This window comes from Belnapia rosea, from assembly GCF_900101615.1.
Taxonomy (GTDB): Bacteria; Pseudomonadota; Alphaproteobacteria; order Acetobacterales; family Acetobacteraceae; genus Belnapia; species Belnapia rosea.
The window spans coordinates 907,608-929,651 of the sequence record NZ_FMZX01000001.1; the positions used below are offsets into that span (position 1 = coordinate 907,608).

A 22,044-nucleotide genomic window follows, 5' to 3' on the forward strand; every position below is an offset into this window, starting at 1 on the left:
CACCTCCCGGGCGGGCGTCAAGCCGCCGCGTAGCGGGTGAGCGCCAGGTCGGCGGAGTCGATCTCCGGCTGGCGGCCGGTGACGAGGTCGGCGAGCAGCCGGCCGCTGCCGCAGGCCATGGTCCAGCCCAGCGTGCCATGGCCGGTATTGAGGTGCAGGTTGCGGTAGCGCGTCGGCCCGACCACCGGCGTGCCATCCGGCGTCATCGGGCGCAGGCCGGTCCAGAACTGGGCCTGCGCGATATCGCCGCCGCGCGGGAAGAGGTCGCCCACCGAATGGGCCAGCGTCTCCCGCCGCGGCCCACGTAGCTTGAGGTTGAAGCCGGCCAGCTCCGCCGTGCCGCCAACGCGGATGCGGTCGCCGAGGCGGGTGATCGCCACCTTGTAGGTCTCGTCCATGACCGTGGAAACCGGGGCCGCTGCCTCGTCGGTGACCGGCAGGGTCAGCGAGTAGCCCTTCACCGGATAGACCGGCACATTGACGCCGAGCGGCCGCAGCAGTGCCGTCGAGTAGCTGCCGAGTGCCACCACATAGGCATCGGCCGCTACCCGCCCCTGGTCGGTGACGACGCCGGTGACGCGGTCGCCCTCGCTTTCGATTGCCTGGATGGTGACGCCGTGGCGGAAGGCGACGCCGGCCTCGGCCGCCATGGCGGCGAGACGCTGGGTGAAGACATGCGCATCCCCGGTCTCGTCGCCGGGCAGGCGGAGGCCGCCGAGGAATTTGCCCGGCACCAGGCCAAGCGCCGGCTCAGCCGCGACGCAGCCAGCCGGGTCGAGCATCTCATAGGGAACCTGGAAGGCGTCGAGCACCGCGGTGTCGCCGCCCACGGCGTCGAGCTGCTTCTGGGTGCGGAAGAGCTGCAGGGTGCCCTGGGTGCGCTGGTCATAGGCGATGCCGGTCTCGTCCCGCAGGTCGCGCAGGCAGTCGCGGCTGTACTCGGCAAGGCGCACCATGCGCGCCTTGTTGGTGGCGTAGGCCTCCTCCGTGCAATTCGCCAGCATCCGCGCGAGCCAGGGATAGAGCCCGCCCCGCGCCTGCGGCCAGAAGACCAGCGGGCGATGCCGCATCATCAGCCATTTCAGCGCCTTGACCGGGATGCCGGGGCCAGCCCAGGGGGCGGAATAGCCGGGCGAGACCTGGCCGGCATTGGCGAAGCTGGTTTCCATGCCGGCGGCCGGCTGGCGGTCGATGACCGTCACCTCATGGCCCGCACGGGAGAGGTACCAGGCGCTGGTCACCCCGACCACGCCGCTGCCGAGCACCACAACGCGCATCGCCACCTCCCGCCACCCTGCTGCATCAGCCTAGGGCGCGGACCTGCCGAATTTCACGCCAGAGCATCGAAGAGGCTGCGAAACAGGGGCGGTTTGGTGCATGATCTGCGGCGAATCCGCAGAAAATTCGATGCAGACCCTGGACGACACCGACCGCGCCATCCTCCGCCTGCTCCGCGCCGATGGCCGGATGAGCAATGCCGACCTGGCCGAGGCCGTGGGCCTCTCCGCCTCGGCCTGCCTGCGCCGGGTGCGGCTGCTGGAACATCGCGGCATCATCCGCGGCTATACCGCGCTGATCGAGGAGGCGGCACCGCGCGACCTGGTGGTGGTGATCGTGCAGATCACCCTCGACCGCCAGACCGACGACCACCTGAAGCGTTTCGAGGAGGCGGTGCGCCGCTGCGCCGAGGTGCGGGAATGCTACCTGATGACCGGCATCGCCGATTACCTGCTGCGGGTGGAAGCCCGTGATGCGGCGGATTATGAGCGTATCCACAAGGAGGCGCTGTCGCGCATGCCGGGCGTCGCCCGCATCCAGTCGAGCTTCGCCATCCGCACCGTGATCCGGGGGACCGCATGATCCGCATCGCCAGCAGCGCGCTCGCCGCCGAGCTGTCGCCCGCCGGGGCCGAACTCCATGGGCTGCGGGATGCGGCGGGCCAGGATTTCCTCTGGGATGGCGGGCCGGCCTGGCCGCGCCATGCGCCGGTGCTCTTCCCGATCGTCGGGCGGCTCGCCGGTGATGCCCTGACCCATGCCGGGCAGCGCTACCCAATGCGCCAGCATGGCTTCGCCCGTGACCGCGACTTCACCCTCGTCGAGCAGATGGCGGATCGCTGCGCCTTCCGCCTCGCCGACGATGCCGCGAGCCAGGCCATCTACCCCTTCGCCTTCGCGCTCGAGATCCGCTACGCGCTGGAGGGCGCCCGCCTGGTGGTGGAGTACCGGCTGGGCAATCCGGGCACAGCGCCCCTGCCCGCCTCGATCGGCGCCCATCCGGCCTTCCGCTGGCCCTTGCCGGGCGCCGCGGGCCGGCCGCATGAGCTGGTCTTCGACCGAGCGGAGCCGGCACCGATTCGCCGCCTCGTGGACGGGCTGATGCGGCCCGGGCCGGTGCCGAGCCCGATCGAGGGACGCCGCCTGCCGCTGGCGGAGGCGCTGTTCGCCGAGGACGCGATGATCCTGGACCAAGTCGAGAGCCGGAGCCTCGACTACCGCGCCGAGGGCGGCCCTGCCCTTCGCTTCGCCTTCCATGGATTCCCGCATCTCGGCCTCTGGTCGAAGCCGGGGGCGGGGTTCCTCTGCATCGAGCCCTGGCAGGGTTTCGCCAGCCCGGCTGGCTGGGACGGCGAATTCGCGTCCAAGCCCGGCCTCGTCTCCCTCCCGCCCGGCGGCGAGTTCCGCGCGGGCTGGACGGTGGAGGTGCTGCCCGGCGAGGGGTGAAGATGGCGCGCCCGGCGGGATTCGAACCCACGACCACACGCTTAGAAGGCGCGTGCTCTATCCAGCTGAGCTACGGGCGCAATCCGTTCGGACTAGAGCGGCTTCCGTTCGCCCGGGGCTCACGAAATCCGCTCTAAGCTATTGTCTGATCGAGCAAATTACTCCGGTCAGATGATTCCATCTGACCGGAGTTTGCTCTAGTGGGTCCAGTTCTCCGCCCGGCCGTAGCGGAAGTTATCCGCATAGACCTTGGCCTTGATGCGGACCGGCTTCGGCTCCTCCACCTCATAGGGGATGCCATTCGCTTCGGCATAGGCGATGGCATCCTCCTTGGTCTCGAAGTTGAGGGTGACCTGGGAATTGGTATCGCCCGAGCCGGCCCAGCCCATCAACGGGTCCAGCCGCTGACGTTCACCCGGCTCGAAGGCGAGCGTCCAGCCCTGCGAACGCCCCCGGCCGGATTGCATGGCGGAACGCGGAAGGACGAAGATGCGGGCAAGCTGGGTGCGGCCGGACATGGAGCTTCCTCGAGAAAGGTCTCGGGGCGAGAGGATTCGAACCTCCGACCCTCTGCTCCCAAAGCAGATGCGCTACCAGACTGCGCCACGCCCCGACGGTTGGGGAAACTAGGCCCTCCCCCGCGCCGCGGCAACAGCCGAGGCGCGGGGATTTGGAGCGGTGCCGGGCCTTTTCAGGCGGCCTCCCCGTCGTGACGGTGGGGAGGTCCGGCGCCGGCGGTCAAGCGGAGCTTCATCCCCAGCCCTGTGGGCAAGCCTTGGGATAAGGCTTGGGGCATTCGTGACGGCGCCTTGGTAGGCCTCGCCCCGCTACGGGGTTCGGCATTCGTTCGCCTCCGGCCCGGGCGTGGCCGATGCCAGGTGGCCTGTGGCCGTGAAGCCACAGGCCCTCCGGCAACAGGTTACCGCATGGGCCAGGAATACATCAGCCCGCCTTCGGTCCAGAGGCGGTTCAGCCCCCGCTCCAGCCCGATCGGCGTCTTCGGGCCGAGATGGCGCTCGAAGAGTTCGCCGTAATTCCCGATGGCCTTGATCGTATTGTGGGCCCAGGCCGGGTCGAGCTTCAGCGCATTGCCGAGCACCGGATCCACCCCGAGCAACCGGCGGATCTCGGGATTCGGGCTCCCCTTCATGGCCTCGAGATTGGCGCTGCTGACGCCGAGCTCCTCCGCCTGGATGATGGCCGAGAGCGTCCAGCGCACCACGTCGAACCATTCCTGGTCGTCGCGGCGCACCACCGGGCCATAGGGCTCCTTGCTGAAGCGCTCGGGCAGGATCACGAAATTGGCCGGGGTGGTGAACTGGCTGCGCAGGGCGGCGAGCTGTGTGGCATCCGTGCCGATGGCGTCGCACCGCCCGGCCTGCAGCGCCGTGGCGTTGTCCTGCATCCGCTCCTGCAGCAGGGGCGTGAAGCGCAGGTTGTTGGCGCGGAACCAGTCGGTCGTCACCAGCTCGTTCGTGGTGCCGGGCGAGAGGCAGATGGTCATCCCATCCATCCCCTTCGGCTCGGTGACGCCGGCATCCTTCCGCACCATGAAGCCATGGCCGTCATAGAGATTGACCGCCACCATGCGGAGGCCGAGCGAGGTGTCCCGCGACATGGTCAGCGTGGTCTGGCGGATGAGCACGTCGATCTCACCCGATTGCAGCGCGGTGAAGCGTTGCACCGCGGTCAGCGGCACGAAGCGGACCTTGTTCGGATCGCCGAGCACGGCCGCGGCGACGCCGCGGCAGAGATCGGCATCCATCCCGCGCCAGACGCCCTGGCTGTCCGGCAGCGAGAAGCCGGCGACGCCGACATTGACGCCGCAATTCAGCATGCCACGGGACTTCACCCCGTCGAGGGTCTGGCCCGCCTCGGCCGCGGCCGAGAGGCCGAGTGCAATGGCCGCGCCGGCCACCAAGCGTTTCAGGAGCATGGGCGTCCTCAGCGAATCGGCGAGAAGGGAACGGGCTTCAGCACCATCGTCGTCTGCTGCTTCAGGGCACCGAGCGGGGCCGTCGCCTTCTGGAATTCCGCCCAGCCCGGATCGGCCGCCATCGCCGCGCGGCGCTTGTCCCTGTCGCCGAGCGAGCTGTAGGCCCAGGCGAAGACGGCCTGGTTGATCGGCCCGCATTCGGTGACGGCGAACCAGAGGAGCTGGCCGAGGAGACGGTCCTGCACCGGCTTGCCCATGTCGCGATAGGCGTCGATCCAGGCCTGCGCCTTGCCCGGGTGGAAGTCGTAGGTGCGGTGGTCGACCCACATCTGCTCGCCCTCGATCTTGCGCTCGAAGGGCTGGCCGACCTTCTGCAGGGGCGAGAAGGGCACGGTCTTGAGCAGCTTGGCTTCCTGCGCGGCCAGCGCGCCGGTCTCGCGGCTCTCCTTCATGAAGCGCTGCCAGTCGGCATCGGCATCGCGGCGGCCCATGCCGCGCTCGCGCTCGTCGATGTCGTCATAGCCGCGGACGAAGAGCACGCGGTTGATCTGGCCGAACTCGACGGTGAACATGCCGATCAGCGGCGTCAGCGTGCGGGAGGAGGCAGGGCCGCCGATATCCCGGTAGCAGGCCAGCCAGGCCGGCAGCTTGCCCGGATGCATGGTGTAGATGCGTTGCTCGAGGAACATGGGTTCCCTCCCCTTCACGATGGGCGGAGTGCCGCATGTTCCCGCGCCGCGGTCAATGCGGCTCAGCGGCCCGGATCGCTCCCCGGCAGCCGGGTGCCGAGCTGGCGCGCCCCGGCCTCGGTTACCTGGAAGATCACGAGGCCGCCCGGTGTCGCCGGCCCGCGCTGCAGGAAGCCCCGCTCGACCAGCCGCCCGGCCAAGGGGTCGTCGCCCGGCGCCGGGAGGTGGTTGCGGTAGGGACGCGCGGCGCGGTCGAGGCCGAGCGCCTGGCGGAGCGCATCGCGCTCCTCGGGGTCAAGCAGGGGCATGGCGGCGGAATGCCCGGGCGACGCCCGGGTTCCGTCGCCTCAGGCGGCGAGCGGCGCGAGCTCGTCCAGGCGGCGCAGGATGCCGTCGCGGTCGAGATCGGGCACCTCGAGCAGCACCCGCTCGATCCCTGCCGCATGGTATGCCTCGAGCGCCCTGGCCTCGGGAGGCGCACGGAAGACGGTCATGGAGAGAGTCGCCGGGTCACGCCCCATGCGCTCCGCCATGGCGTGCAGACGGGCCCTGGCCTCGGCCGGGTCGAAGCCGGCGCCGGCGCGGGGGAACCAGCCTTGGCAGAAGGAGACGACGCGCTTCAGCGTGTAGTCCGTCTCGCCGCCCAGCAGGACCGGCGGATGCGGGCGCTGCACCGGCTTCGGGTAGCACCAGACCGGGTCGAAATCGACGAACTCGCCGTGGAAGCTCGCCTCCTCCTCGGTCCAGAGCGCCTGCATGGCGCGGATGCGCTCCTCCATCAGCTTGAAGCGCGTCGGGTAGCGGGCGCCGTGATTCTCCATCTCCTCGACATTCCAGCCGCCGCCGACGCCGAAGACGAAGCGGCCGCCCGAGAGACGGTCGAGGCTGGCGACGGATTTCGCGGTGATGATCGGGTCGCGCTGCGGGATGAGGCAGACGCCGGTGCCGAGCAGCAGGGTCTTCGTCGTCGCCGCCGCGAAGGACAGGGCGACGAAGGGATCATGCGTGTGCTTGTAGCGCCGCGGCAGCTCGCCCCCGCCCGGGAAGGGCGAGCGGCGGCTGACGGGGATATGCGTGTGCTCGCAGAGGAAGAGCGAGTCGAAGCCCCGCTCCTCCAGCGCCCGGGCCAGCTCTCCGGTCTCGATGCCGTAATCGGTCGGGAAATAGAAGACGCCCGTGCGCATGGAATGGCTCCAACTTGTTGCTGGTCGCATGATTCACGCCTCCGGCCGTTCCAGCCTTCGGCGATCATGCTCTACCGCTGCGGCATGGCCGTGGGGATGATGGTCTGGATCAGGCTGCTGTCCAGCGCCTCATAGGCATGCAGGTTGATGACGTCGTAGAGCTCGGCGCGGGTCTGCATGCGGTCGACCAGCTTGTGGGTGCCGCCATTCTCGCGGATCGACTGGAACAGCTCCTCCATCGCCTTGTTGGCGACGCGGGCGGCGGAGACCGGCCAGATCACCATCTGGTAGCCCATCTCCTGGAATTCCTGGGCGGTGAAGAAGGGCGTGCGGCCGAACTCCGTCATGTTGGCCAGCAGCTTCACGTCGGGGTAGCCCTCGGCGCGGATGCGGCGGGAGAATTCGGTGAACATCTCCCGGCTGTTCAGCGCCTCGGGGAAGATCGCGTCGGCCCCGCTGTCGAGGTAGAGCTTGGCCCGCGCCAGCGCGCCATCCATGCCCTCGCTGGCGGCGGCGTCGGTGCGGGCGATGATGTAGAGGTGCCGGCGCGCCTTGCGGGCAGCGGCGACCTTGGCCGCCATGTCATGGGCGTCGGCCATCTTCTTGTCGTTGAGGTGGCCGCATTTCTTCGGCAGCAGCTGGTCCTCGAGATGCACCGCGGCGGCGCCCGCATCCTCGAAGGTGCGGACCATGTGCATGACGTTCAGCGCCTCGCCATAGCCGGTATCGCCATCGACCAGCAGCGGCAGCGCCGTGGCGCGGGCGATCTGGCGGATGTGGAAGGCGACCTCGTCCACCGTGATCATGCCGAGATCGGGGATGCCCATGGACAGCGTCATGGCGGCGCCGGAGAGGTAGAGGCCCTCGAACCCCGCCTTCTTGGCGAGCAGCCCCGCCATGCCGTTATGCGCGCCGGGAAGCTGGAGGATCTGTGGCCGCTCCAGCAGCCGGGCGAAGCGGTGACCGGCGGGCTCCTCGGGATTGTCGGCGCCGATGACGTAGGGCATGGGACGGTTCCTCAGCGGAAGAAGACGAAGGTGGCCAGGATGAAGGTCGGGATGAGAAAGGCAACCGCCCAGGCGCAATAGCCGAAGAAGCTCGGCATCCGCACGCCCTGCTCCTCGACGATGGCCTTCACCATGAAATTCGGTGCGTTGCCGATATAGCTGTTCGCCCCCATGAAGACCGCGCCGCAGGACAGCGCCGCGAGGGTCGCCGCACCGGGCCCCATCAGCGCCTGCGGGTCGCCGCCTGCCAGGTTGAAGAAGACGAGATAGGTGGGCGCGTTGTCGAGGAAGCTGGACAGGCCGCCGGCGGTCCAGAAATAGACCCAGGGGATCGGTCGGCCGGCCTCGTCGGAGGCGAGGGCGACCAGCGGTCCGGCCGCCCCGGCCTCGCCCGCCTTCAGGATGGCCAGTACCGGCGCCATGCAGAGGAAGATGGCCGCGAAGAGCCGGGCCACCTCCGCCATCGCCCCCCAGGTGAAGCCATTGGCCTCGCGCAGCGCCCGCGGCGTCAGCCGGACGGAAGCCGCGGTGATGCCGAGGAAGCCGGCGACGGCAACCAGCTGCTCCAGCCCGATCGGCAGGCCGAGGACGGTGACCTTGCCCGGCTGCCAGAGCCCCTGCAGCAGCACCAGGCCGACGATGCCGGCCAGCAGGCCGAGATTGGCCCAGCCCTGGATGCGGAGCGGCTGGTAGGCCGCCTCCTCCGCCGCGACCGCCGCTGGCCGCTCCCGCGCCCACATCCAGCTGTCGATCAGCCAGTAGACCGCGAGCAGCAGCCCGGCGCAGAAGAGAAATTCGGCCAGCAGGTGGGTGGTGGTCCAGAAGAACCCCACCCCCTTGAGGAAGCCGAGATAGAGCGGCGGGTCGCCGAGCGGGGTCAGGGCCCCGCCGATATTGCTCACCAGGAAGATGAAGAAGACGAAGCTGTGCGTCCGCCGCGCCCGATGGGCATTGGCCCGCAGCAGCGGGCGGATCAGCACCATGGAGGCGCCGGTCGTGCCCATCAGGCTGGCCGCCAGCGTGCCGACCCCGAGCAGCGTGGTGTTCACCGCCGGCGTGCCGACCAGCCGCCCCGTCAGCAATACCCCGCCGCCGGTGGTGTAGAGGGCCAGCAGCAGGGTGATGAAGGGGATGTAGTCCGTCGCCAGCACGTGCCAGACCTCGGCGGCGGCAACCTCCGGCCCGAAGGTGGCGGCGAAGGGCAGCAGGAGCAGCAGCGTCCAGCCGGCCGCGATCTTGCCGTCATGCCGGTGCCAGAGCCGCCCGGCCAGCAGCGGCATCAGCGCGATGGAGAGCAGCAACCCGAGGAAGGGCAGGCCCCAGGCGGGGGACAATGCCGCGCCATCCACCGCTTCTGCCATGCCCTTGCCCCCTGCCCTGTCCGCCCCTTCCTTGGGCCAGCGCTGCCGGGTCGCCAAGGGGGGTGAACCCGGCCCGATCGCTCCGCGTTGGCGCCCCGCATGGCCCGAGCAACCATCCCGGACCGATACGGGGTGGGGTTCCCCTCACCCGGCCCGGCCACTAAGGTCCGCGGCAAACCCAGGAGACACGCATGGAAATGACCGGCGAGCGGCGGATCCCCGCGCCGCGCCAGCAAGTCTGGGAAGCCCTGAACGACCCCGAGGTGCTGCAGGCCTCGATCCCCGGCTGCGAATCGGTCGAGCGGGTCGGCGACGACCAGTTCCAGGCCAAGGTCACGATGAAGCTCGGGCCGATGTCCGCCAAATTCGGCGGCAAGGTGAAGCTCGAGAACCTCAACCCGCCCGAGAGCTACACCATCACCGGCGAGGGCAATGGCGGCGCCATGGGCTTCGCCAAGGGCGGCGCCGACGTGGCCCTGCAGGAGGTCGGGCCTTCCGAGACGCTGCTGACCTACAACGTGAAGGCGCAGGTCGGCGGCAAGATGGCCCAGCTCGGCGGACGGCTGATCGACAGCACCGCGAAGCAGATGGCGGACCAGTTCTTCAACCGCTTCGCGGCCCACCTGACGCCGGCGCCGGAGCCCGTGGCGGAGCCTGTCGCCGCCGAGACGGCCAGCACCGGTCAGCCTGGCGCGCCCTCGGCCAGCCCCTCCCAGGCCAGCGCCGAGATCAAGGCGCCGGCCATGGCCGGGACGGATACCGAGTATCTCCGCGACGCCGGCGGCCCTGGCCCGCTGACCCAGCATGGCGCGGACGGCCCGAGCGCCGCCGGCAAGCCGGTGCACCGCCCGAATCCGCGCCCGGTCGACCCCGTCGCGGTGCAGCCGCTGCGCCTGCTCGGCTCCTTCCAGCCCTTCGGCCTGCCGCTGCAATTCTGGGGCGGCTGCGCGGTGATGCTGGTCATCCTGATACTGCTCTTCCTGTGAGCGATCTCCCGGAGAGCGTCGAGGCCACCCAGGCGCTGCTCGCCGCCGGCGGCTATGTCGCAGACCGGGCGCTGGCGACGACGGTGCACCTGGCGTTGCGCATGGGCCGGCCGCTCTTCCTCGAGGGCGAGCCGGGCACCGGCAAGACGGAGATCGCCAAGGTCCTGGCGGCCGGCCTGCCGCGCCGCCTGGTGCGGCTGCAATGCTATGACGGGCTCGACCTCTCGGCGGCGGCCTATGAGTGGAACCATGCGCGCCAGCTCATGGCCATCCGCCTGGCCGAGGCGAGCGGCGAGACCGCTGACCGGGAGACGCTGGAGCGCGGCATCTACGACCGCCGCTTCCTCCAGGAGCGCCCGCTGCTCCAGGCGCTGAGCCCCGAGGGCGGCCCGGCCGTGCTGCTGATCGACGAGCTCGACCGGGCGGACGAGCCCTTCGAGGCCTTCCTCCTCGAGATCCTGGCGGATTTCCAGCTCTCGATCCCGGAACTCGGCACGGTGAAGGCGGCGATCCCGCCGGTCGTCATCATCACCAGCAACCGCACGCGCGAGGTCCATGACGCGATCCGCCGCCGCTGCCTCTATCATTGGGTCGACTACCCCGATGCGGTGCGGGAGCGGGCGATCCTGCAGATCCGCGCACCGCATGTGCCGGCGGCGCTCTCGGCTCAGGTCGTCGCCTTCGTGCAGCGGCTGCGCGGCGGCGACTACTTCAAGCTGCCGGGCGTGGCCGAGACCATCGACTGGGCCTCGGCCCTGGCCGCGCTCGACGCCACCGAGCTGGAGCCTGCGGCGGTGGAGGAGACGCTCGGCGTGCTGCTGAAGTACCAGGACGACATCGCCAAGCTGCGCGGGGCCGAGGTGGCGCGCCTGGTCGCGGAGTCGAAGGCGGCGTGACCGCGCCATGAGCGACATGCCCGACCATCTGGGCCAGGCGATGCAGCTGGCCAGCGCCGGCATCGGCGCCGGCCGCGGTGCGCTGGCCGGCAACCTGCTTGCCTTCGGCCGGCTGCTGCGGCGGGCCGGGCTGCCGGTTGGCCCGGCCGAGCTGCTGGCGGCGGCTGAGGCCTTGCAGCTCGTCGAGATCGGCGACCGGCGCCAGGTGCATGCGGCACTCCGCGGCGTCATGGTCCATCGGCGTGACCAGTTCGAGGTCTTCGACCAGGCCTTCCTGCTGTTCTGGCGCGACCCGGAGGCGGGCCGCAACGCCGCGGCCATGGCGATGATCGATGGCTTCAAGGAACGCGACAAGCCGCCGCCCGCCAGCCGCCGCATGGCCGAGGCGATGACGCCGCCGCCGCAGCAGCCGACGCCGCCCCAGCCGCCCGAGGAGCGCCCGCCGGTCGAGGTGGCGATGACGGTGAGCGAGCGGGAACGCCTGCAGGGCATGGATTTCGAGGCCATGTCGGCCGCCGAGATCGCCGCCGCCAAGCAGGAGATCCGCCGCCTCGTCCTGCCGCTCGACGAGCGACCGACCCGGCGCTTCCGCCCCGACCGGGGCGGGCCCGTGACGGACCTGCGCGCCACGCTGCGCGAGAGCCTCCGGATGGGCGGCGAGGTGCTGAGCCTCGAGCGCCGCCGCCGCGTGGTGCGGCCGCCGCCGCTGGTGGCCCTTTGCGACATCTCGGGCAGCATGTCCCGCTATGCGCAGATCCTGCTGCACTTCCTGCATGCGGTGACGAATGACCGGGACCGCGTCAGCTCCTTCCTCTTCGGCACGCGGCTGACCAATGTCACCCGCCAGCTGAAGAGCCGCGACGCGGAAGTGGCCTTCGAGATGATCTCCCATGTGGTGCCGGACTGGTCGGGCGGCACCCGGATCGGCGAGAGCATCGAGTTGTTCAACCGCCTCTGGGCCCGCCGGGTGCTCGGCCAGGGCGCGGTGGTGCTGCTGATCACCGACGGGCTCGACCGCGAGGGCGCCAAGGGGCTCGCCGAGGCCACCGACCGGCTCCGCCATTCCTGTCGCCGATTGATCTGGCTGAACCCCCTGTTGCGCTGGGAGGGCTTCCAACCCAGATCCCAGGGCATCCGGGCGATGCTGCCGCATGTCGACGAATTCCGCCCGGTCCATAACCTGCAGAGCCTGCGTGCGCTGGTGGCGACGCTGAGCGGGCCGCAGCCCGTGAGGAGACTGGTGGCATGAGCGATTCGGAAGACGTGCTGGCGACCGCGGCCAACTGGCGCGCGGCCGGCGAGACGGTGGCGCTGGCGACCGTGGTGGAGACCTGGGGCAGCTCGCCCCGTCCGGCCGGATCGCGGCTCGCGGTCAGCGCCTCGGGCAAGCTGGCCGGCAGCGTCTCCGGCGGCTGCATCGAGGGCGCGGTCGCGGATGCGGCGAAGCAGACCATGGCGAGCGGCGCGCCGCAGCTGCTCGATTTCGGCATCTCCGACGAGCGGGCCTGGGAAGTCGGCCTTGCCTGCGGCGGCAAGCTGAAGGTCTTCGTGGAGAAGCTTTCGTGACACCCGAGCTTCTCGCCGCGCTGGAGGGGGCGAAGGCAGCCAAGCGCCCGGTCGCCCTGCTCACCCGCCTCACCGATGGCGCCCAGCATCTCTGGCCGGATGAGGTGGTGCCGGCGCCTCTCGCCGATGCCGCAGAGCGGGCGCTGCGCGAGGATGCGGCGGCAAATGTCACGCTTGAGGGCGAGGCCTGGTTCGTCCACCCGCACAACCCGCCGCTGCGCATCATCATCATCGGCGCCGTGCATATCGCCCAGGCGCTGGTCCCGATGGCCCAGGCCGCCGGCTATGCCGTCACCGTGGTCGACCCGCGCCGCGCCTGGGCGACGGCCGAGCGCTTCCCCGGCATCACGCTGATCCACGAATGGACCGACGATGCCGTGGCGGCGCTGGCGCCGGACAGCCGGAGCGCGGTGGTCACCCTCACCCATGACCCGAAGCTCGACGACCCCGGCCTCGATGCCGCGCTGAAATCCGACTGCTTCTATATCGGCGCCCTCGGCAGCCGGCGGACCCATGCCAAGCGCGTCGCCCGGCTGCAGGAGATGGGGCACTCGGCCGAGGCCATCGCCCGCATCCATGCCCCGGTCGGGCTCAATATCGAGGCGGTGACGGCACCCGAGATCGCGCTGTCGATCCTGGCGGAGGTGGTCGCCACGAGGCGGGGCGCGGCGCTCGCCCGCCGCCCGGCGCTCGCGGCATGATCTTCGGCCCCACCCCGCTCGACGAGGCGCGCGGCGCCATTCTCGCCCATACCGTGCGGCTGCCCGGCCGGGTGCTGAAGAAGGGCACGGTGCTCGACCAGGCGGCCATCGCCGCGCTGCAGGGCGCTGGCATGGGCAGCGTCATCGCGGCGCGGCTCGAGTCCGGCGAGGTGCCGGAGGATGAGGCGGCGGACCGCCTCGCCAATGCCCTGATGGGCCCATTGCTCGCCCGCTCCCGCGCCTCCACCGGCCGGGTCAATCTCTTCGCCGATGCGGCCGGGCTGCTGGTGGTCAACCCGGTCACCATCAACCGGCTGAACGCGCTCGATGAATCGCTGACGGTCGCAACCCTCACCTCGCATATCCCGGTATCGGCGAAGGAGATGCTGGCCACCATCAAGGTCATCCCCTTCGCCGTGCCGGGCGCCGTGCTCGAGGTGGCGGAGCTGCTGGCCCGCACCGGCCCGCCTGCCCTCTCGCTGCATCCCTTCCGTCCGCTGAAGGTCGGGCTCGTGCTGACCGAGCTGCCCGGCGTGAAGGAGAGCGTCATGGAGGGCGCGGTCGAGGTGACGCGCGACCGGGTGGAGGCGCTCTGCGGCACGCTGCTGCCGCATGAGCGCGTCCGGCACGAGACCCAGGCGATCTCCGATGCGCTGAACCGGCTGCGCCGTGCCGGCGCCCAGCTGCTGCTCGTCGCTGGGGCCTCGGCCGTGGTGGACCGGCGGGATGTGGGGCCGGCCGGCATCGTCCGCTCCGGCGGCGCCATCGACCATTTCGGCATGCCGGTCGACCCCGGCAACCTGATCTGCCTCGGCCATATCGACGAGATCCCGGCGCTGGTGCTGCCCGGCTGCGCCAAGTCGCCCAAGCTGAATGGCATCGACTGGATCCTGCAGCGTCTCTTCGCCGGGCTGCGGGTGACGCCGGCCGATGTCATGGGCATGGGCGTCGGCGGGCTGCTGAAGGAGATGGAGGCCCGGCCCCTGCCACGCGATTTGCCGGGCACCGCTGCGCCGGGGCCGGCGCCGCGGCGCGGCCGGAAGATCGCGGCGCTGGTGCTGGCGGCCGGCCGCAGCCGCCGCATGGCGCCGCTCAACAAGCTGCTGGTGCAGGACGACCAGGGCGTGCCGATGGTCGCCCGCGTGGTGGACAATGCGCTGGCCTCCCGCGCCCGGCCGGTGGTGGTGGTGACGGGCTACGAGCATGAGCGGGTGGAGGCGGCGCTGCCCGGCCGCTCCGTCATCTTCGCCCATGCCGAGGATTATGCCGAAGGCCTCTCGGCCAGCCTCAGGGCCGGGCTGGCGGCGCTGCCGAAGGATCTGGACGGCGTGGTGGTCTGCCTCGGCGACATGCCGCTGGTCGCCGGCCCGATGATCGACCGGCTGCTGGCCGCCTTCGATCCGGAGGAGGGCCGCGCCATCGTCATGCCGACCTTCCGTGGCAAGCAGGGCAACCCGATGCTCTGGGCGATGGAATTCCTGCCGGAGATGATGACGATCAGCGGTGATGTCGGCGCCCGTCACCTGGTCGGCAAGCATGCCGACCGGGTCGCCGAGGTGGAGATGGCCGATGACGCGGTGCTGCGCGACTTCGACACCACCGACGCGCTGAAGAAGGCGCCGGGCTTCGAGAAGGTGCGGTAGCTAGGCCACCGCCGCCTGCCGCACCCATTCGGCCCAGGCCAGGGCCTCGCCGTCCCGGCCGAAAGCCGTGACGATCTGTGCGCCGAGCGGCAGGCCCCGGGCCCCGGTGCCGACCGGGACGGTGACGCAGGGCAGGTGCAGCAAGGTCCAGAGCGAGTTGAAGGCAGGGTCGCCGGTCCAGCCCAGCCCCTCCGGCGCCTCGCCGGGCGCGCTCGGCGTCAGGATCGCATCGACATCCGCCATGACGCTGGCCACAGCGGCACGCGCCGTGGCGAAGGCGGCCCGGCCGGCCTCCTTCGCCGCGCGGGGCTGGTCGCGGCCCCATTCCATCCGCTCGCGCAGTCCGGGCGAGAGCAGCGCCGGGGCATGGTCCAGCTCCCAGGCCAGGGCATCGGCGGATTCGCCGTTCATGACCAGGGCATGGGCGGCGAGGCCCGCCGCTACGGGCTCCGGCATCTCAATCGGGACGATCTCGGCACCGGCCCTTGCGGCGGCGGCGGCCACGCGCTCGATTGCCTCCCGCGTCTCGGGCGCCGCCTGCTCCGCCGTCGGGCCCCAGCAGAGGCCGAGGCGCGGCGCCCGGCCGGGCCGCGCCTCCGGGTCGCCGTAATCGCCCCCGGTGAGTCCTGCCATGGCGAAGGCGGCGTCGCCGACGCTGCGGGTGATGATGCCGATCGTGTCGAGCGATTCCGACATTACCTTCATCCCCGCCCGGTGCAGCGTGCCGAAGGAGGGCTTGAAGCCGACTGCGCCGCAATAGGCGGCCGGGCGGATGATGCTGCCCGCCGTCTGCGTCCCGAAACCGGCATGGAAGAAGCCCGCCGCGGCTCCGGCGGCCGAGCCGGAGGAGGAGCCGCCCGGCGTATGGCCAGGGTTGTGCGGGTTGGCGGTCGGCCCGGGATGCCGCGTGGCGAATTCCGTGGTGACCGTCTTGCCGAGGATCACCGCCCCGGCGCGGCGGGCGAGCGCCACGCAGGCGGCATCCGTCCGCGGCCGGTGCCCGGCCCAGATCGGCGAGCCGTATTGCGAGGGCTGGTCGGCGGTATCCAGCACGTCCTTCACCCCGAAGGCGAGGCCCGCCAGCGGCCCCACCCGCCCGGCCTTCGCGGCCCGGTCCACCGCCTCCGCCTGGCGCAGCGCCAGGGCGGGGTCGAGATGGACGAAGGCCCGGATGCCGGGCTCGCGCGTGGCGATCCGGTCGAGCAGCGCCTCGGTGAGCGCGGTGGCGGAGAGGCGGCCGTCGCGGATGCGGCGGGCGGCCTCGGCGGCGGAGAGGGTGGCGGGATCGGTCATGCGCCGAGCTTAGAACGCGATCGCCGGCGGCCGAAGCGGCAGCAGCCTGATCGCGCGAACAAACAAGAGCCTGCAGCGCAACGCTGCTGGCGCCGGCCCCCGCCCGCCCCCAAATTGGGAGCGATGTCCCCTTCGATCCGCGTGGCGGAGGCGCCCAACGGCGCCCTGACCTATGCCGTCCCCCTGCCGCCCGAACGCCTTCCCGCGGTCGCGCCCCGACAGCTTCTTGCCGCCTGGGACCTCGCCCGGGAGGCGGCGGACCGGCAGCAATGGGGCAAGCCCCGCCGCCTGCTCTTCGCCCGCACCGGGGGAGAGCCCATGGAGCTGGCGATCGCCGACCGCGATGCCGCCGCCTGGGCCGAGGCCATCGACTCGGCGATCGGCCTCGACACGATCGGGGGGTTGAGCCTCTGCCTCCGCCTGCTGGCGCTGGTGGAGGTGCTGGGCCGGGCGCCGTGGATGACGGCGCTTTTCGCGGTAACACCTGCGGGGATCGACCTGCACCCCGCCCTTCTGTCCGCCGCGGCCGCCATGCCGCTGGACGGCGGGGCGCGGTTCGACGAAACCGGTCTGCGCCGGCTATTATCCCGGCCGCTGCCCGCGGGCGGCGATCCGAGCCCTGGCCGCATCGCATGACGGAAGACCTGATGAAACGCCTGCTCCTCCCCGGCCTGCTCGTATCCCTCGCCGCCTGCTCGGGTGGGCCGGACCCGGCCGTGGTGCCGCTGACCGGCAATGCGGTGCCGAGCCGCGCCGCCATCGCCCCCGGCCCGGGCGCCGTCCCCGCCGTGCCGCCGCCGCCCCAGGCGCTGCGCGACCAGGCGGCCCTGGCCGCTGCCTGCCGCAGCGATGCCGACCGCATCATCACCTTCCGCGACCGCGGCCAGCTCATGCGCGAGGATGAGCGGGATGCCCGCATCGGCACCGATGCCAGCATCTATGCCCGCCGTGCCGAGACCGACCGGCTGGGCCGCATCTACGAGCGGGACCGGATCGCCGCCGATTGCGTGCAGGAGAACACGCGGACCGCGCCGCAGCAGCGCTAGCCCGGACCGATGGCCTTCCGTGGCCTGGCCCCCTTCGGTGCGCTGGGCCGGGCCCTGTCGCACCGGGATGCGCGCATCTTCTTCGGTGCCTCCCTCACCTCCTGGACCGGGCTCTGGGTCCACCAGATCGCCGTTGCCTGGCTGGCCTGGGAGATGACCAAGAGCGCCGTCTGGGTCGGCATGGTCGCCTTCTGCGACCTGGCGCCGGCCGTTATCTTCAGCCCGATCGCCGGCGCCGTCGCCGACCGGATGGACCGGGTGAAGCTCACCATGGCGTCCCAGGCGGTGATCGCCCTGGAGGCGGCGGCGATCGGCGCGCTGCTGCTGACCGGCCATCTGAGCATCGGCCTCCTGCTGGCGCTTGAGATGTGCAAGGGCACCGCCGCCTCCTTCTCCCAGCCGGCGCGGCAGAGCCTGATGCCGGGCCTGGTGCCGCGGGCCGACCTGCCGGCGGCGGTGGCCTGCAATTCGCTTTGCTACAATGTCGCGCGCTTCGTCGGGCCGGCCATCGCCGGGCCGCTGATCGCCACGGCCGGCGTCGTCCCGGCGGTCTTCCTCAACAGCCTTGCCTATCTCGCCGCAACGCTGACCATGCCGAGCCTCCGGGTCGATGCCGCGCAGCGCCGGGGCGCGCCCTCGGGGGTCAGCGTCTGGGCGGATACGATCGCCGGCTTCCGCTATGCGGGCCGGCATCCGGGCATCGGGCCGCTGCTCGCCTTCGCCGCCATCGCCTCGGTGCTGATGCGCGGCGTGCAGGAGATCCTGCCACCCTTCGTCGAGCGGCTGTTCGCGCGTGGCGCCGACGGCCTCGCCATGCTGACCGCCTGCATCGGCATCGGCGCCCTGTTCTCCGGCCTCTGGGTGGCGAGCCGCGGCAAGCTGGAGGGGGCGGTCGGGCTCTCGGTCGGCGCGGTCGCCTGCCAGGCGATCTTCACCATCGGCTTCGTCTCGACGGGCTTCTTCCCCTTCGCCCTGCTCTGCGCGGCGCTGATGGGGGCGGCAGGCTCGGTGCATGGCATCTCCACCCAGACCCTGGTGCAGAATGCCGCCGACCCCTCGATGCGCGGGCGGGTGCTGAGCCTCTGGGGCATGATCGTCCGCGCCTGCCCGGCGAGCGGGGCGCTGGCCCTCGGCGCGGCGGGTGAGATCTTCGGCCTGCGCTGGCCGACCATCGCCGCCATGCTGGTGGCGCTGCTGGTCTTCGCCTGGGGATGGAGCCGCAAGCCGGTCATGGTGGCGGAGTTGGAGGGCCGCGGGTAACCAGGACCGGACCCAAGACACGGAGGAAACCATGGACGACCTGCCCCTGCCGCCCGGCATCCGCGCGCGCTTCATCGAGGGGGTGAACGGCCTCCGTGTCCACCTGCTCGAGGCGGGCGAGCCGGGCCGGCCCTGCCTCCTCCTGCTGCACGGCTTCCCGGAACTCGCCTATTCCTGGCGCAAGGTGATGCGGCCGCTGGCCGAGGCCGGCTACCATGTCGTCGCACCGGACCAGCGCGGCTATGGCCGCACCACGGGCTGGAGCGCCGAGTATGATGGCGACCTCGCCCCCTTCCGCATGTTCAACCTGGTGCGCGACGCGATGGGCCTGCTGGCCGCGCTCGGGCATGACGGCGTCGAGGCCGTCATCGGGCATGATTTCGGCTCGCCGGTCGCCGCCTGGTGCGGGCTGCTGCGTCCGGACATCTTCCGCCGCGTCGTGCTGATGAGCGCGCCCTTCGGCGGCCCGCCCGGCCTGCCGGAGGCGGCGCCGGGCCGCGCCGCCGGGCCCGACATCCATGCCGCCCTGGCCGCGCTGCCCCGGCCGCGCAAGCACTACCAGTGGTACTATTCGACGCGCCCCGCGAATGCGGAGATGCAGCACGCGCCGCAGGGCCTGCCCGCCTTCCTCCGCGCTTATTACCACGTGAAGAGCGCCGACTGGGCGGAGAACCGCCCCGCCCCGCTCGCCGGCTGGACGGCCGAGGCGCTGGCAACGATGCCCGGCTACTACATCATGGATCTCGGCAAGGGCATGGCGGAGCAGGTCGCGCCGGACATGCCTTCGCCCGAGTCCGTGGCCGCCAATGGCTGGCTGCCGGAGGCGGAGCTCGCCGTCTATGCCGGCGAATATGCCCGCACCGGCTTCCAGGGCGGGCTGCAATGGTACCGCTGCCGGACGGAGGGGCGCTTCGAGGCGGAGCTGCAGCTGATGGCCGGGCGGCGGCTGGAGCAACCCTCGCTCTTCATCGCCGGCGCCAGCGACTGGGGCATCCATCAGGTGCCTGGCAGCCTGGAGCGGATGCAGCGCCAGGCCTGCACGCGGATGCTCGGCTGCCACCTCGTCCCCGGCGCCGGGCACTGGGTGCAGCAGGAGCAGCCGGAGCGGACCGTCGCCTTGCTGCGGGAATTCCTGGCGGCTTCCTGAGCGGCAGCGGCGCGGATAGGGTGCGCCGCAAACCCGCAGGACATTCGATAATGCTGAACACCGCGATCGTGGGCATGGGCCGCTGGGGCCGCACCCTGGTGGAGAGCGTGCAGCGGAAGAACGAGGCGGGGCTCCGCTTCGTCGCCGGCACCACCGGCACCCTCTCCAAGGCCACCGACTGGGCCGCCGAGCAGGGCATCCGCCTGCATCCGACCTACGAGGCGGTGCTCGGCGACCCGGAGGTGCGGGCGGTGGTGCTCGCCACCCCGCACAAGCAGCATGCGGCGCAGGTCATCGCCGCCGCGGCGGCCGGCAAGCATGTCTTCGTCGAGAAGCCCTTCACCCTCAGCAAGGCGACCGCCGAGGCCTGCGTCGCCGCCTGCCGCCGGGCCGGGGTGGTGCTGGCGCTCGGCCACAACCGGCGCTTCCTGCCGACGACGCTCGAGATGAAGCGGATGCTGGCCGAGGGGGCGCTCGGCACGGTGCTGCATGCGGAGGGGCATATCAGCGGGCCGGGCGCCTTCGCCTGGAAGCCCGGCATGTGGCGCGCCGACCGCGCGGAGAGCCCGCTCGGCGGCATGGGCGCCATGGGCATCCACATGATCGACATGCTGGTGAACCTGATGGGCCCCGTCGCCGAGGTCACCGTGCAGTCCTTCCCGCGCGTCTCGACGCATATCGACGACACGACCGCGATGCTGGCGCGCTTCGCCTCCGGCGCCACCTGCAATTTCGCCACGTTGTCGCTGACCGCGCGCTACTGGCGCGTGGCGCTCTTCGGCACCAAGGGCGTGCTGGAGATGCAGGGGCAGGACCGGCTCGCCTTCACCCCGGTCGAGGGCGAGGGCTGGGTGCGGGACTTCCCCAAGGTCGATATCGAGGCGGCGGAGCTGGAGGCCTTCGCCGCGGCGGTGGCGGGCGGCCCGGCCTATCCCCTGCCGCTCGAGGAGGCGGTGCATGGCGTCGCGGTCTTCGAGACGATGATCGGCGCCGCCGCCTCGGGCAGCAGCTATGCCGTCGCCTGAGCGGCGCCAGTGCTTGTCGCTGCTGTAACCACGCCGTAGAACCGCCATTCCTTAACGGAGGGGCAGCCGATGTCGAAGATCACCCGCCAGGGCAGCAACGCCATTCTTTCGGGTTCGGTGGAGTACCACAATTTCGTCTACCTGGCCGGCATGACCGCCGATGACCTCTCCCTCGACATCACGGGGCAGACCAAGCAGGTCCTGGCGAAGATCACCGCCGCGCTCGAGTCCAACGGCACCGATACGACCCGGCTGCTCAGCGCCCAGATCTGGCTGAAGGACATCCGCGACCGCGAGGCGATGAACAAGTGCTGGGTGGAATGGCTCGGCGATGCCGGCCGCCCGGCCCGCGCCTGCGTCGAGGCGAACATGGCGGACCCGCGCCATCTGGTGGAGATCATGATCACCGCCTGCCGCTGATCCACCACCCGGATCACGGAAACGGGAATCGGAAAGGGCGGCGCTCCGGCCGGGGCGCCGCCCTTTCTGCGTCTGTTGCATATCTGCCACCACACTGTGGCATGGCTCATTTCTGAGACCACTTCTAGGACGATCATCCCTTCATAGACGATTAACGCTGCGCACTACCGGCAAATCACTGCGGATTTCGTGATGTTTCGCCGCTGGCGGTTGCGCGAGCTTTTGACCCCGTCATAACCCTTCTGTGTCACGAGGTTACAGCCTCGCGAGGACAAGCGGTCCACGCGTACAGGGGGATTGGTATGCGGATGCATCGGACGGCAATGGCGTGGTGCGTGATGATCGGTGCGCTGGCAGCGTCGGGGGACGCCATGGCCACGCAGCGGGATCACGAACAGGGCGCGCCAGGCCGGGACACGGTGCGCAAGGCCGGGATGTCGGTTCGTCCGGCGGCGGTTCACCGGGTTTCGGGCAAGATGCGTGGTCATGCCGCCCATCGGCGGAGCCCTGGGCGTACTGTCGTGGCGACGGCGGCCGGGATCTCCTGCGTTCCCTATGCCCGTGCCGTGACCGGGATGCAGGTCAGCGGCAATGGCGGCGACTGGTGGTCGAATGCCGCCGGCATCTATGATCGTGGCCAGCGGCCGGAGCCGGGCTCGGTGATGGCCTTCCGCGCCACCTCGGGCATGACGCGCGGCCATGTTGCCGTGGTGCGCGACGTGGTCGGCCCACGCGAGGTGCGGATCGACCATGCGAATTGGGGCGGGCCCGGCATCCCGCGTGGCTCGGTCATGCAGGATGTCAGCGTGATCGACGTCTCGGACACGAATGACTGGTCCGCAGTCCGGGTCCAGTCGGGGCGGGACGACAGCGCCTTCGGGCGCGTCTATCCGACCTTCGGCTTCATCTACAACCGCCCCGATGACAGCGTGAACACCGGCACCGCCTATGCCGGGCTGCAGCTGCGCCGCAGCACCCGCTACGAGCAGCTGGCCGAGGGGCCGGAGGCCGGCTCGGCACGCGGCTACCAGTTGCAGGGCCTCGCCCCGCTGCGGAACGCCCAGGCGGCGACCTCCCGCGCGCGCTGAGCCCTGTCCGGCCGCACGATCGCATCTTGCGCCGTGGCGCCGCCATGGCACTAGTACGGCATGAGATCGTCGA

24 protein-coding genes and 2 tRNA genes are annotated in these 22,044 nt (G+C 71.0%); 15 read left to right on the forward strand and 11 right to left on the reverse strand.

Going from position 1 to position 22,044, the window contains the following annotated elements:
- Positions 1-17: 17 nt before the first annotated feature.
- On the reverse strand, positions 18-1,277 hold the full coding sequence (locus tag BLR02_RS04340; protein WP_090660776.1) for a D-amino acid dehydrogenase: 1,260 nt from the start codon (positions 1,275-1,277) through the stop codon (positions 18-20).
- A 130-nt stretch (positions 1,278-1,407) separates the two neighbouring features.
- Here BLR02_RS04340 and BLR02_RS04345 point away from each other — a divergent pair, with 130 nt between their 5' ends.
- Both BLR02_RS04345 and BLR02_RS04350 read left to right on the forward strand, forming a co-directional pair.
- Positions 1,408-1,860: an Lrp/AsnC family transcriptional regulator gene (locus BLR02_RS04345; RefSeq protein ID WP_090661566.1), complete on the forward strand. Its 453-nt coding sequence runs from the start codon at positions 1,408-1,410 to the stop codon at positions 1,858-1,860.
- Positions 1,857-2,723, forward strand: a complete 867-nt coding sequence (locus BLR02_RS04350; protein WP_090660780.1) for an aldose 1-epimerase family protein — start codon at positions 1,857-1,859, stop codon at positions 2,721-2,723. Before BLR02_RS04345 ends, BLR02_RS04350 begins: the two co-directional genes overlap by 4 nt.
- 3 nt (positions 2,724-2,726) lie before the next feature.
- On the opposite strand, the gene BLR02_RS04355 is transcribed toward BLR02_RS04350, so the two are convergent.
- The 9 genes from BLR02_RS04355 to BLR02_RS04395 all read right to left on the reverse strand — a co-directional run bounded on the left by BLR02_RS04355 (position 2,727) and on the right by BLR02_RS04395 (position 8,900).
- Positions 2,727-2,803 (reverse strand) — tRNA-Arg (locus BLR02_RS04355).
- 117 nt (positions 2,804-2,920) lie between these two features.
- Positions 2,921-3,241 (reverse strand): ETC complex I subunit, encoded by a 321-nt coding sequence (locus BLR02_RS04360; RefSeq protein WP_090562538.1) that lies wholly within the window; start codon positions 3,239-3,241, stop codon positions 2,921-2,923.
- Positions 3,242-3,262: 21 nt separating this feature from the next.
- Positions 3,263-3,336, reverse strand: a tRNA-Pro gene (locus BLR02_RS04365).
- A 306-nt stretch (positions 3,337-3,642) separates the two neighbouring features.
- Entirely contained in the window at positions 3,643-4,659 is a 1,017-nt protein-coding gene (locus BLR02_RS04370) for an amino acid ABC transporter substrate-binding protein (RefSeq protein ID WP_090660783.1), read from the reverse strand.
- An 8-nt stretch (positions 4,660-4,667) separates the two neighbouring features.
- Positions 4,668-5,348 (reverse strand): NIPSNAP family protein, encoded by a 681-nt coding sequence (locus tag BLR02_RS04375; protein ID WP_090562532.1) that lies wholly within the window; start codon positions 5,346-5,348, stop codon positions 4,668-4,670.
- Between the two features lie 62 nt (positions 5,349-5,410).
- Complete coding sequence (locus BLR02_RS04380; protein ID WP_090562529.1) at positions 5,411-5,656, reverse strand: hypothetical protein; 246 nt, start codon at positions 5,654-5,656, stop codon at positions 5,411-5,413.
- A 39-nt stretch (positions 5,657-5,695) separates the two neighbouring features.
- Positions 5,696-6,532 (reverse strand): LLM class F420-dependent oxidoreductase, encoded by an 837-nt coding sequence (locus BLR02_RS04385; protein WP_090660785.1) that lies wholly within the window; start codon positions 6,530-6,532, stop codon positions 5,696-5,698.
- A gap of 71 nt (positions 6,533-6,603) precedes the next feature.
- Positions 6,604-7,539, reverse strand: coding sequence for a methylisocitrate lyase (gene prpB / locus BLR02_RS04390; protein ID WP_090660788.1), 936 nt, complete (start codon positions 7,537-7,539; stop codon positions 6,604-6,606).
- An 11-nt stretch (positions 7,540-7,550) separates the two neighbouring features.
- Positions 7,551-8,900: a sodium:proton antiporter gene (locus BLR02_RS04395; protein ID WP_090660790.1), complete on the reverse strand. Its 1,350-nt coding sequence runs from the start codon at positions 8,898-8,900 to the stop codon at positions 7,551-7,553.
- A gap of 191 nt (positions 8,901-9,091) precedes the next feature.
- Between BLR02_RS04395 and BLR02_RS04400 the strand changes: the two genes are divergently transcribed.
- From BLR02_RS04400 to BLR02_RS04425, 6 genes are read left to right on the forward strand one after another with little or no spacing between them, the layout of a single operon-like run.
- Complete coding sequence (locus BLR02_RS04400) at positions 9,092-9,886, forward strand: CoxG family protein (protein WP_090562519.1); 795 nt, start codon at positions 9,092-9,094, stop codon at positions 9,884-9,886.
- Positions 9,883-10,782, forward strand: a complete 900-nt coding sequence (locus BLR02_RS04405) for an AAA family ATPase (protein WP_176849369.1) — start codon at positions 9,883-9,885, stop codon at positions 10,780-10,782. The genes BLR02_RS04400 and BLR02_RS04405 overlap by 4 nt, the downstream gene beginning before the upstream one ends.
- Before the next feature lie 7 nt (positions 10,783-10,789).
- A complete protein-coding gene (locus tag BLR02_RS04410; RefSeq protein ID WP_342670555.1) occupies positions 10,790-12,031 on the forward strand; it encodes a vWA domain-containing protein in 1,242 nt (413 codons plus the stop codon).
- The gene (locus BLR02_RS04415) at positions 12,028-12,348 is read left to right on the forward strand and encodes an XdhC family protein (protein WP_090562516.1); all 321 of its coding nucleotides are present in this window, start codon (positions 12,028-12,030) and stop codon (positions 12,346-12,348) included. Before BLR02_RS04410 ends, BLR02_RS04415 begins: the two co-directional genes overlap by 4 nt.
- Positions 12,345-13,049, forward strand: a complete 705-nt coding sequence (locus BLR02_RS04420; RefSeq protein ID WP_090660795.1) for an XdhC family protein — start codon at positions 12,345-12,347, stop codon at positions 13,047-13,049. Before BLR02_RS04415 ends, BLR02_RS04420 begins: the two co-directional genes overlap by 4 nt.
- Complete coding sequence (locus tag BLR02_RS04425; RefSeq protein WP_090660798.1) at positions 13,046-14,692, forward strand: NTP transferase domain-containing protein; 1,647 nt, start codon at positions 13,046-13,048, stop codon at positions 14,690-14,692. The genes BLR02_RS04420 and BLR02_RS04425 overlap by 4 nt, the downstream gene beginning before the upstream one ends.
- Here BLR02_RS04425 and BLR02_RS04430 read toward each other — a convergent pair whose 3' ends face one another.
- Entirely contained in the window at positions 14,693-15,985 is a 1,293-nt protein-coding gene (locus BLR02_RS04430) for an amidase (protein ID WP_090660801.1), read from the reverse strand.
- Positions 15,986-16,108: 123 nt separating this feature from the next.
- Between BLR02_RS04430 and BLR02_RS04435 the strand changes: the two genes are divergently transcribed.
- The 7 genes from BLR02_RS04435 (at position 16,109) to BLR02_RS04465 (ending at position 21,971) form a co-directional block, all read left to right on the forward strand.
- Positions 16,109-16,621, forward strand: a complete 513-nt coding sequence (locus BLR02_RS04435; protein WP_245704603.1) for a hypothetical protein — start codon at positions 16,109-16,111, stop codon at positions 16,619-16,621.
- An 11-nt stretch (positions 16,622-16,632) separates the two neighbouring features.
- Entirely contained in the window at positions 16,633-17,031 is a 399-nt protein-coding gene (locus BLR02_RS04440; protein ID WP_090562502.1) for a hypothetical protein, read from the forward strand.
- 9 nt (positions 17,032-17,040) lie between these two features.
- Positions 17,041-18,291, forward strand: a complete 1,251-nt coding sequence (locus tag BLR02_RS04445) for an MFS transporter (RefSeq protein ID WP_090660803.1) — start codon at positions 17,041-17,043, stop codon at positions 18,289-18,291.
- Positions 18,292-18,322: 31 nt separating this feature from the next.
- Positions 18,323-19,438, forward strand: a complete 1,116-nt coding sequence (locus tag BLR02_RS04450) for an alpha/beta hydrolase (RefSeq protein WP_090660806.1) — start codon at positions 18,323-18,325, stop codon at positions 19,436-19,438.
- Positions 19,439-19,488: 50 nt separating this feature from the next.
- The gene (locus BLR02_RS04455) at positions 19,489-20,463 is read left to right on the forward strand and encodes a Gfo/Idh/MocA family protein (RefSeq protein WP_176849370.1); all 975 of its coding nucleotides are present in this window, start codon (positions 19,489-19,491) and stop codon (positions 20,461-20,463) included.
- A gap of 69 nt (positions 20,464-20,532) precedes the next feature.
- On the forward strand, positions 20,533-20,883 hold the full coding sequence (locus BLR02_RS04460) for a RidA family protein (RefSeq protein WP_090562494.1): 351 nt from the start codon (positions 20,533-20,535) through the stop codon (positions 20,881-20,883).
- 476 nt (positions 20,884-21,359) lie between these two features.
- Entirely contained in the window at positions 21,360-21,971 is a 612-nt protein-coding gene (locus BLR02_RS04465) for a CHAP domain-containing protein (protein ID WP_256336840.1), read from the forward strand.
- The last annotated feature ends 73 nt before the right edge of the window (positions 21,972-22,044 follow it).

Bases quoted from the DNA above. Each gene is read 5' to 3' on its own strand.
- BLR02_RS04380 (WP_090562529.1), bottom strand. From the start codon at position 5,656: ATGCCCCTGCTTGACCCCGAGGAGCGCGATGCGCTCCGCCAGGCGCTC.
- BLR02_RS04450 (WP_090660806.1), top strand. From the start codon at position 18,323: ATGGACGACCTGCCCCTGCCGCCCGGCATCCGCGCGCGCTTCATCGAG.
- prpB (WP_090660788.1), bottom strand. From the start codon at position 7,539: ATGCCCTACGTCATCGGCGCCGACAATCCCGAGGAGCCCGCCGGTCAC.
- BLR02_RS04460 (WP_090562494.1), top strand. From the start codon at position 20,533: ATGTCGAAGATCACCCGCCAGGGCAGCAACGCCATTCTTTCGGGTTCG.
- BLR02_RS04440 (WP_090562502.1), top strand. From the start codon at position 16,633: ATGAAACGCCTGCTCCTCCCCGGCCTGCTCGTATCCCTCGCCGCCTGC.
- BLR02_RS04400 (WP_090562519.1), top strand. From the start codon at position 9,092: ATGGAAATGACCGGCGAGCGGCGGATCCCCGCGCCGCGCCAGCAAGTC.
- BLR02_RS04340 (WP_090660776.1), bottom strand. From the start codon at position 1,277: ATGCGCGTTGTGGTGCTCGGCAGCGGCGTGGTCGGGGTGACCAGCGCC.
- BLR02_RS04425 (WP_090660798.1), top strand. From the start codon at position 13,046: ATGATCTTCGGCCCCACCCCGCTCGACGAGGCGCGCGGCGCCATTCTC.
- BLR02_RS04350 (WP_090660780.1), top strand. From the start codon at position 1,857: ATGATCCGCATCGCCAGCAGCGCGCTCGCCGCCGAGCTGTCGCCCGCC.
- BLR02_RS04375 (WP_090562532.1), bottom strand. From the start codon at position 5,348: ATGTTCCTCGAGCAACGCATCTACACCATGCATCCGGGCAAGCTGCCG.
- BLR02_RS04465 (WP_256336840.1), top strand. From the start codon at position 21,360: ATGCGTGGTCATGCCGCCCATCGGCGGAGCCCTGGGCGTACTGTCGTG.
- BLR02_RS04345 (WP_090661566.1), top strand. From the start codon at position 1,408: ATGCAGACCCTGGACGACACCGACCGCGCCATCCTCCGCCTGCTCCGC.
- BLR02_RS04435 (WP_245704603.1), top strand. From the start codon at position 16,109: ATGTCCCCTTCGATCCGCGTGGCGGAGGCGCCCAACGGCGCCCTGACC.
- BLR02_RS04370 (WP_090660783.1), bottom strand. From the start codon at position 4,659: ATGCTCCTGAAACGCTTGGTGGCCGGCGCGGCCATTGCACTCGGCCTC.
- BLR02_RS04360 (WP_090562538.1), bottom strand. From the start codon at position 3,241: ATGTCCGGCCGCACCCAGCTTGCCCGCATCTTCGTCCTTCCGCGTTCC.
- BLR02_RS04455 (WP_176849370.1), top strand. From the start codon at position 19,489: ATGCTGAACACCGCGATCGTGGGCATGGGCCGCTGGGGCCGCACCCTG.
- BLR02_RS04415 (WP_090562516.1), top strand. From the start codon at position 12,028: ATGAGCGATTCGGAAGACGTGCTGGCGACCGCGGCCAACTGGCGCGCG.
- BLR02_RS04385 (WP_090660785.1), bottom strand. From the start codon at position 6,532: ATGCGCACGGGCGTCTTCTATTTCCCGACCGATTACGGCATCGAGACC.
- BLR02_RS04445 (WP_090660803.1), top strand. From the start codon at position 17,041: ATGGCCTTCCGTGGCCTGGCCCCCTTCGGTGCGCTGGGCCGGGCCCTG.
- BLR02_RS04410 (WP_342670555.1), top strand. From the start codon at position 10,790: ATGAGCGACATGCCCGACCATCTGGGCCAGGCGATGCAGCTGGCCAGC.
- BLR02_RS04395 (WP_090660790.1), bottom strand. From the start codon at position 8,900: ATGGCAGAAGCGGTGGATGGCGCGGCATTGTCCCCCGCCTGGGGCCTG.
- BLR02_RS04430 (WP_090660801.1), bottom strand. From the start codon at position 15,985: ATGACCGATCCCGCCACCCTCTCCGCCGCCGAGGCCGCCCGCCGCATC.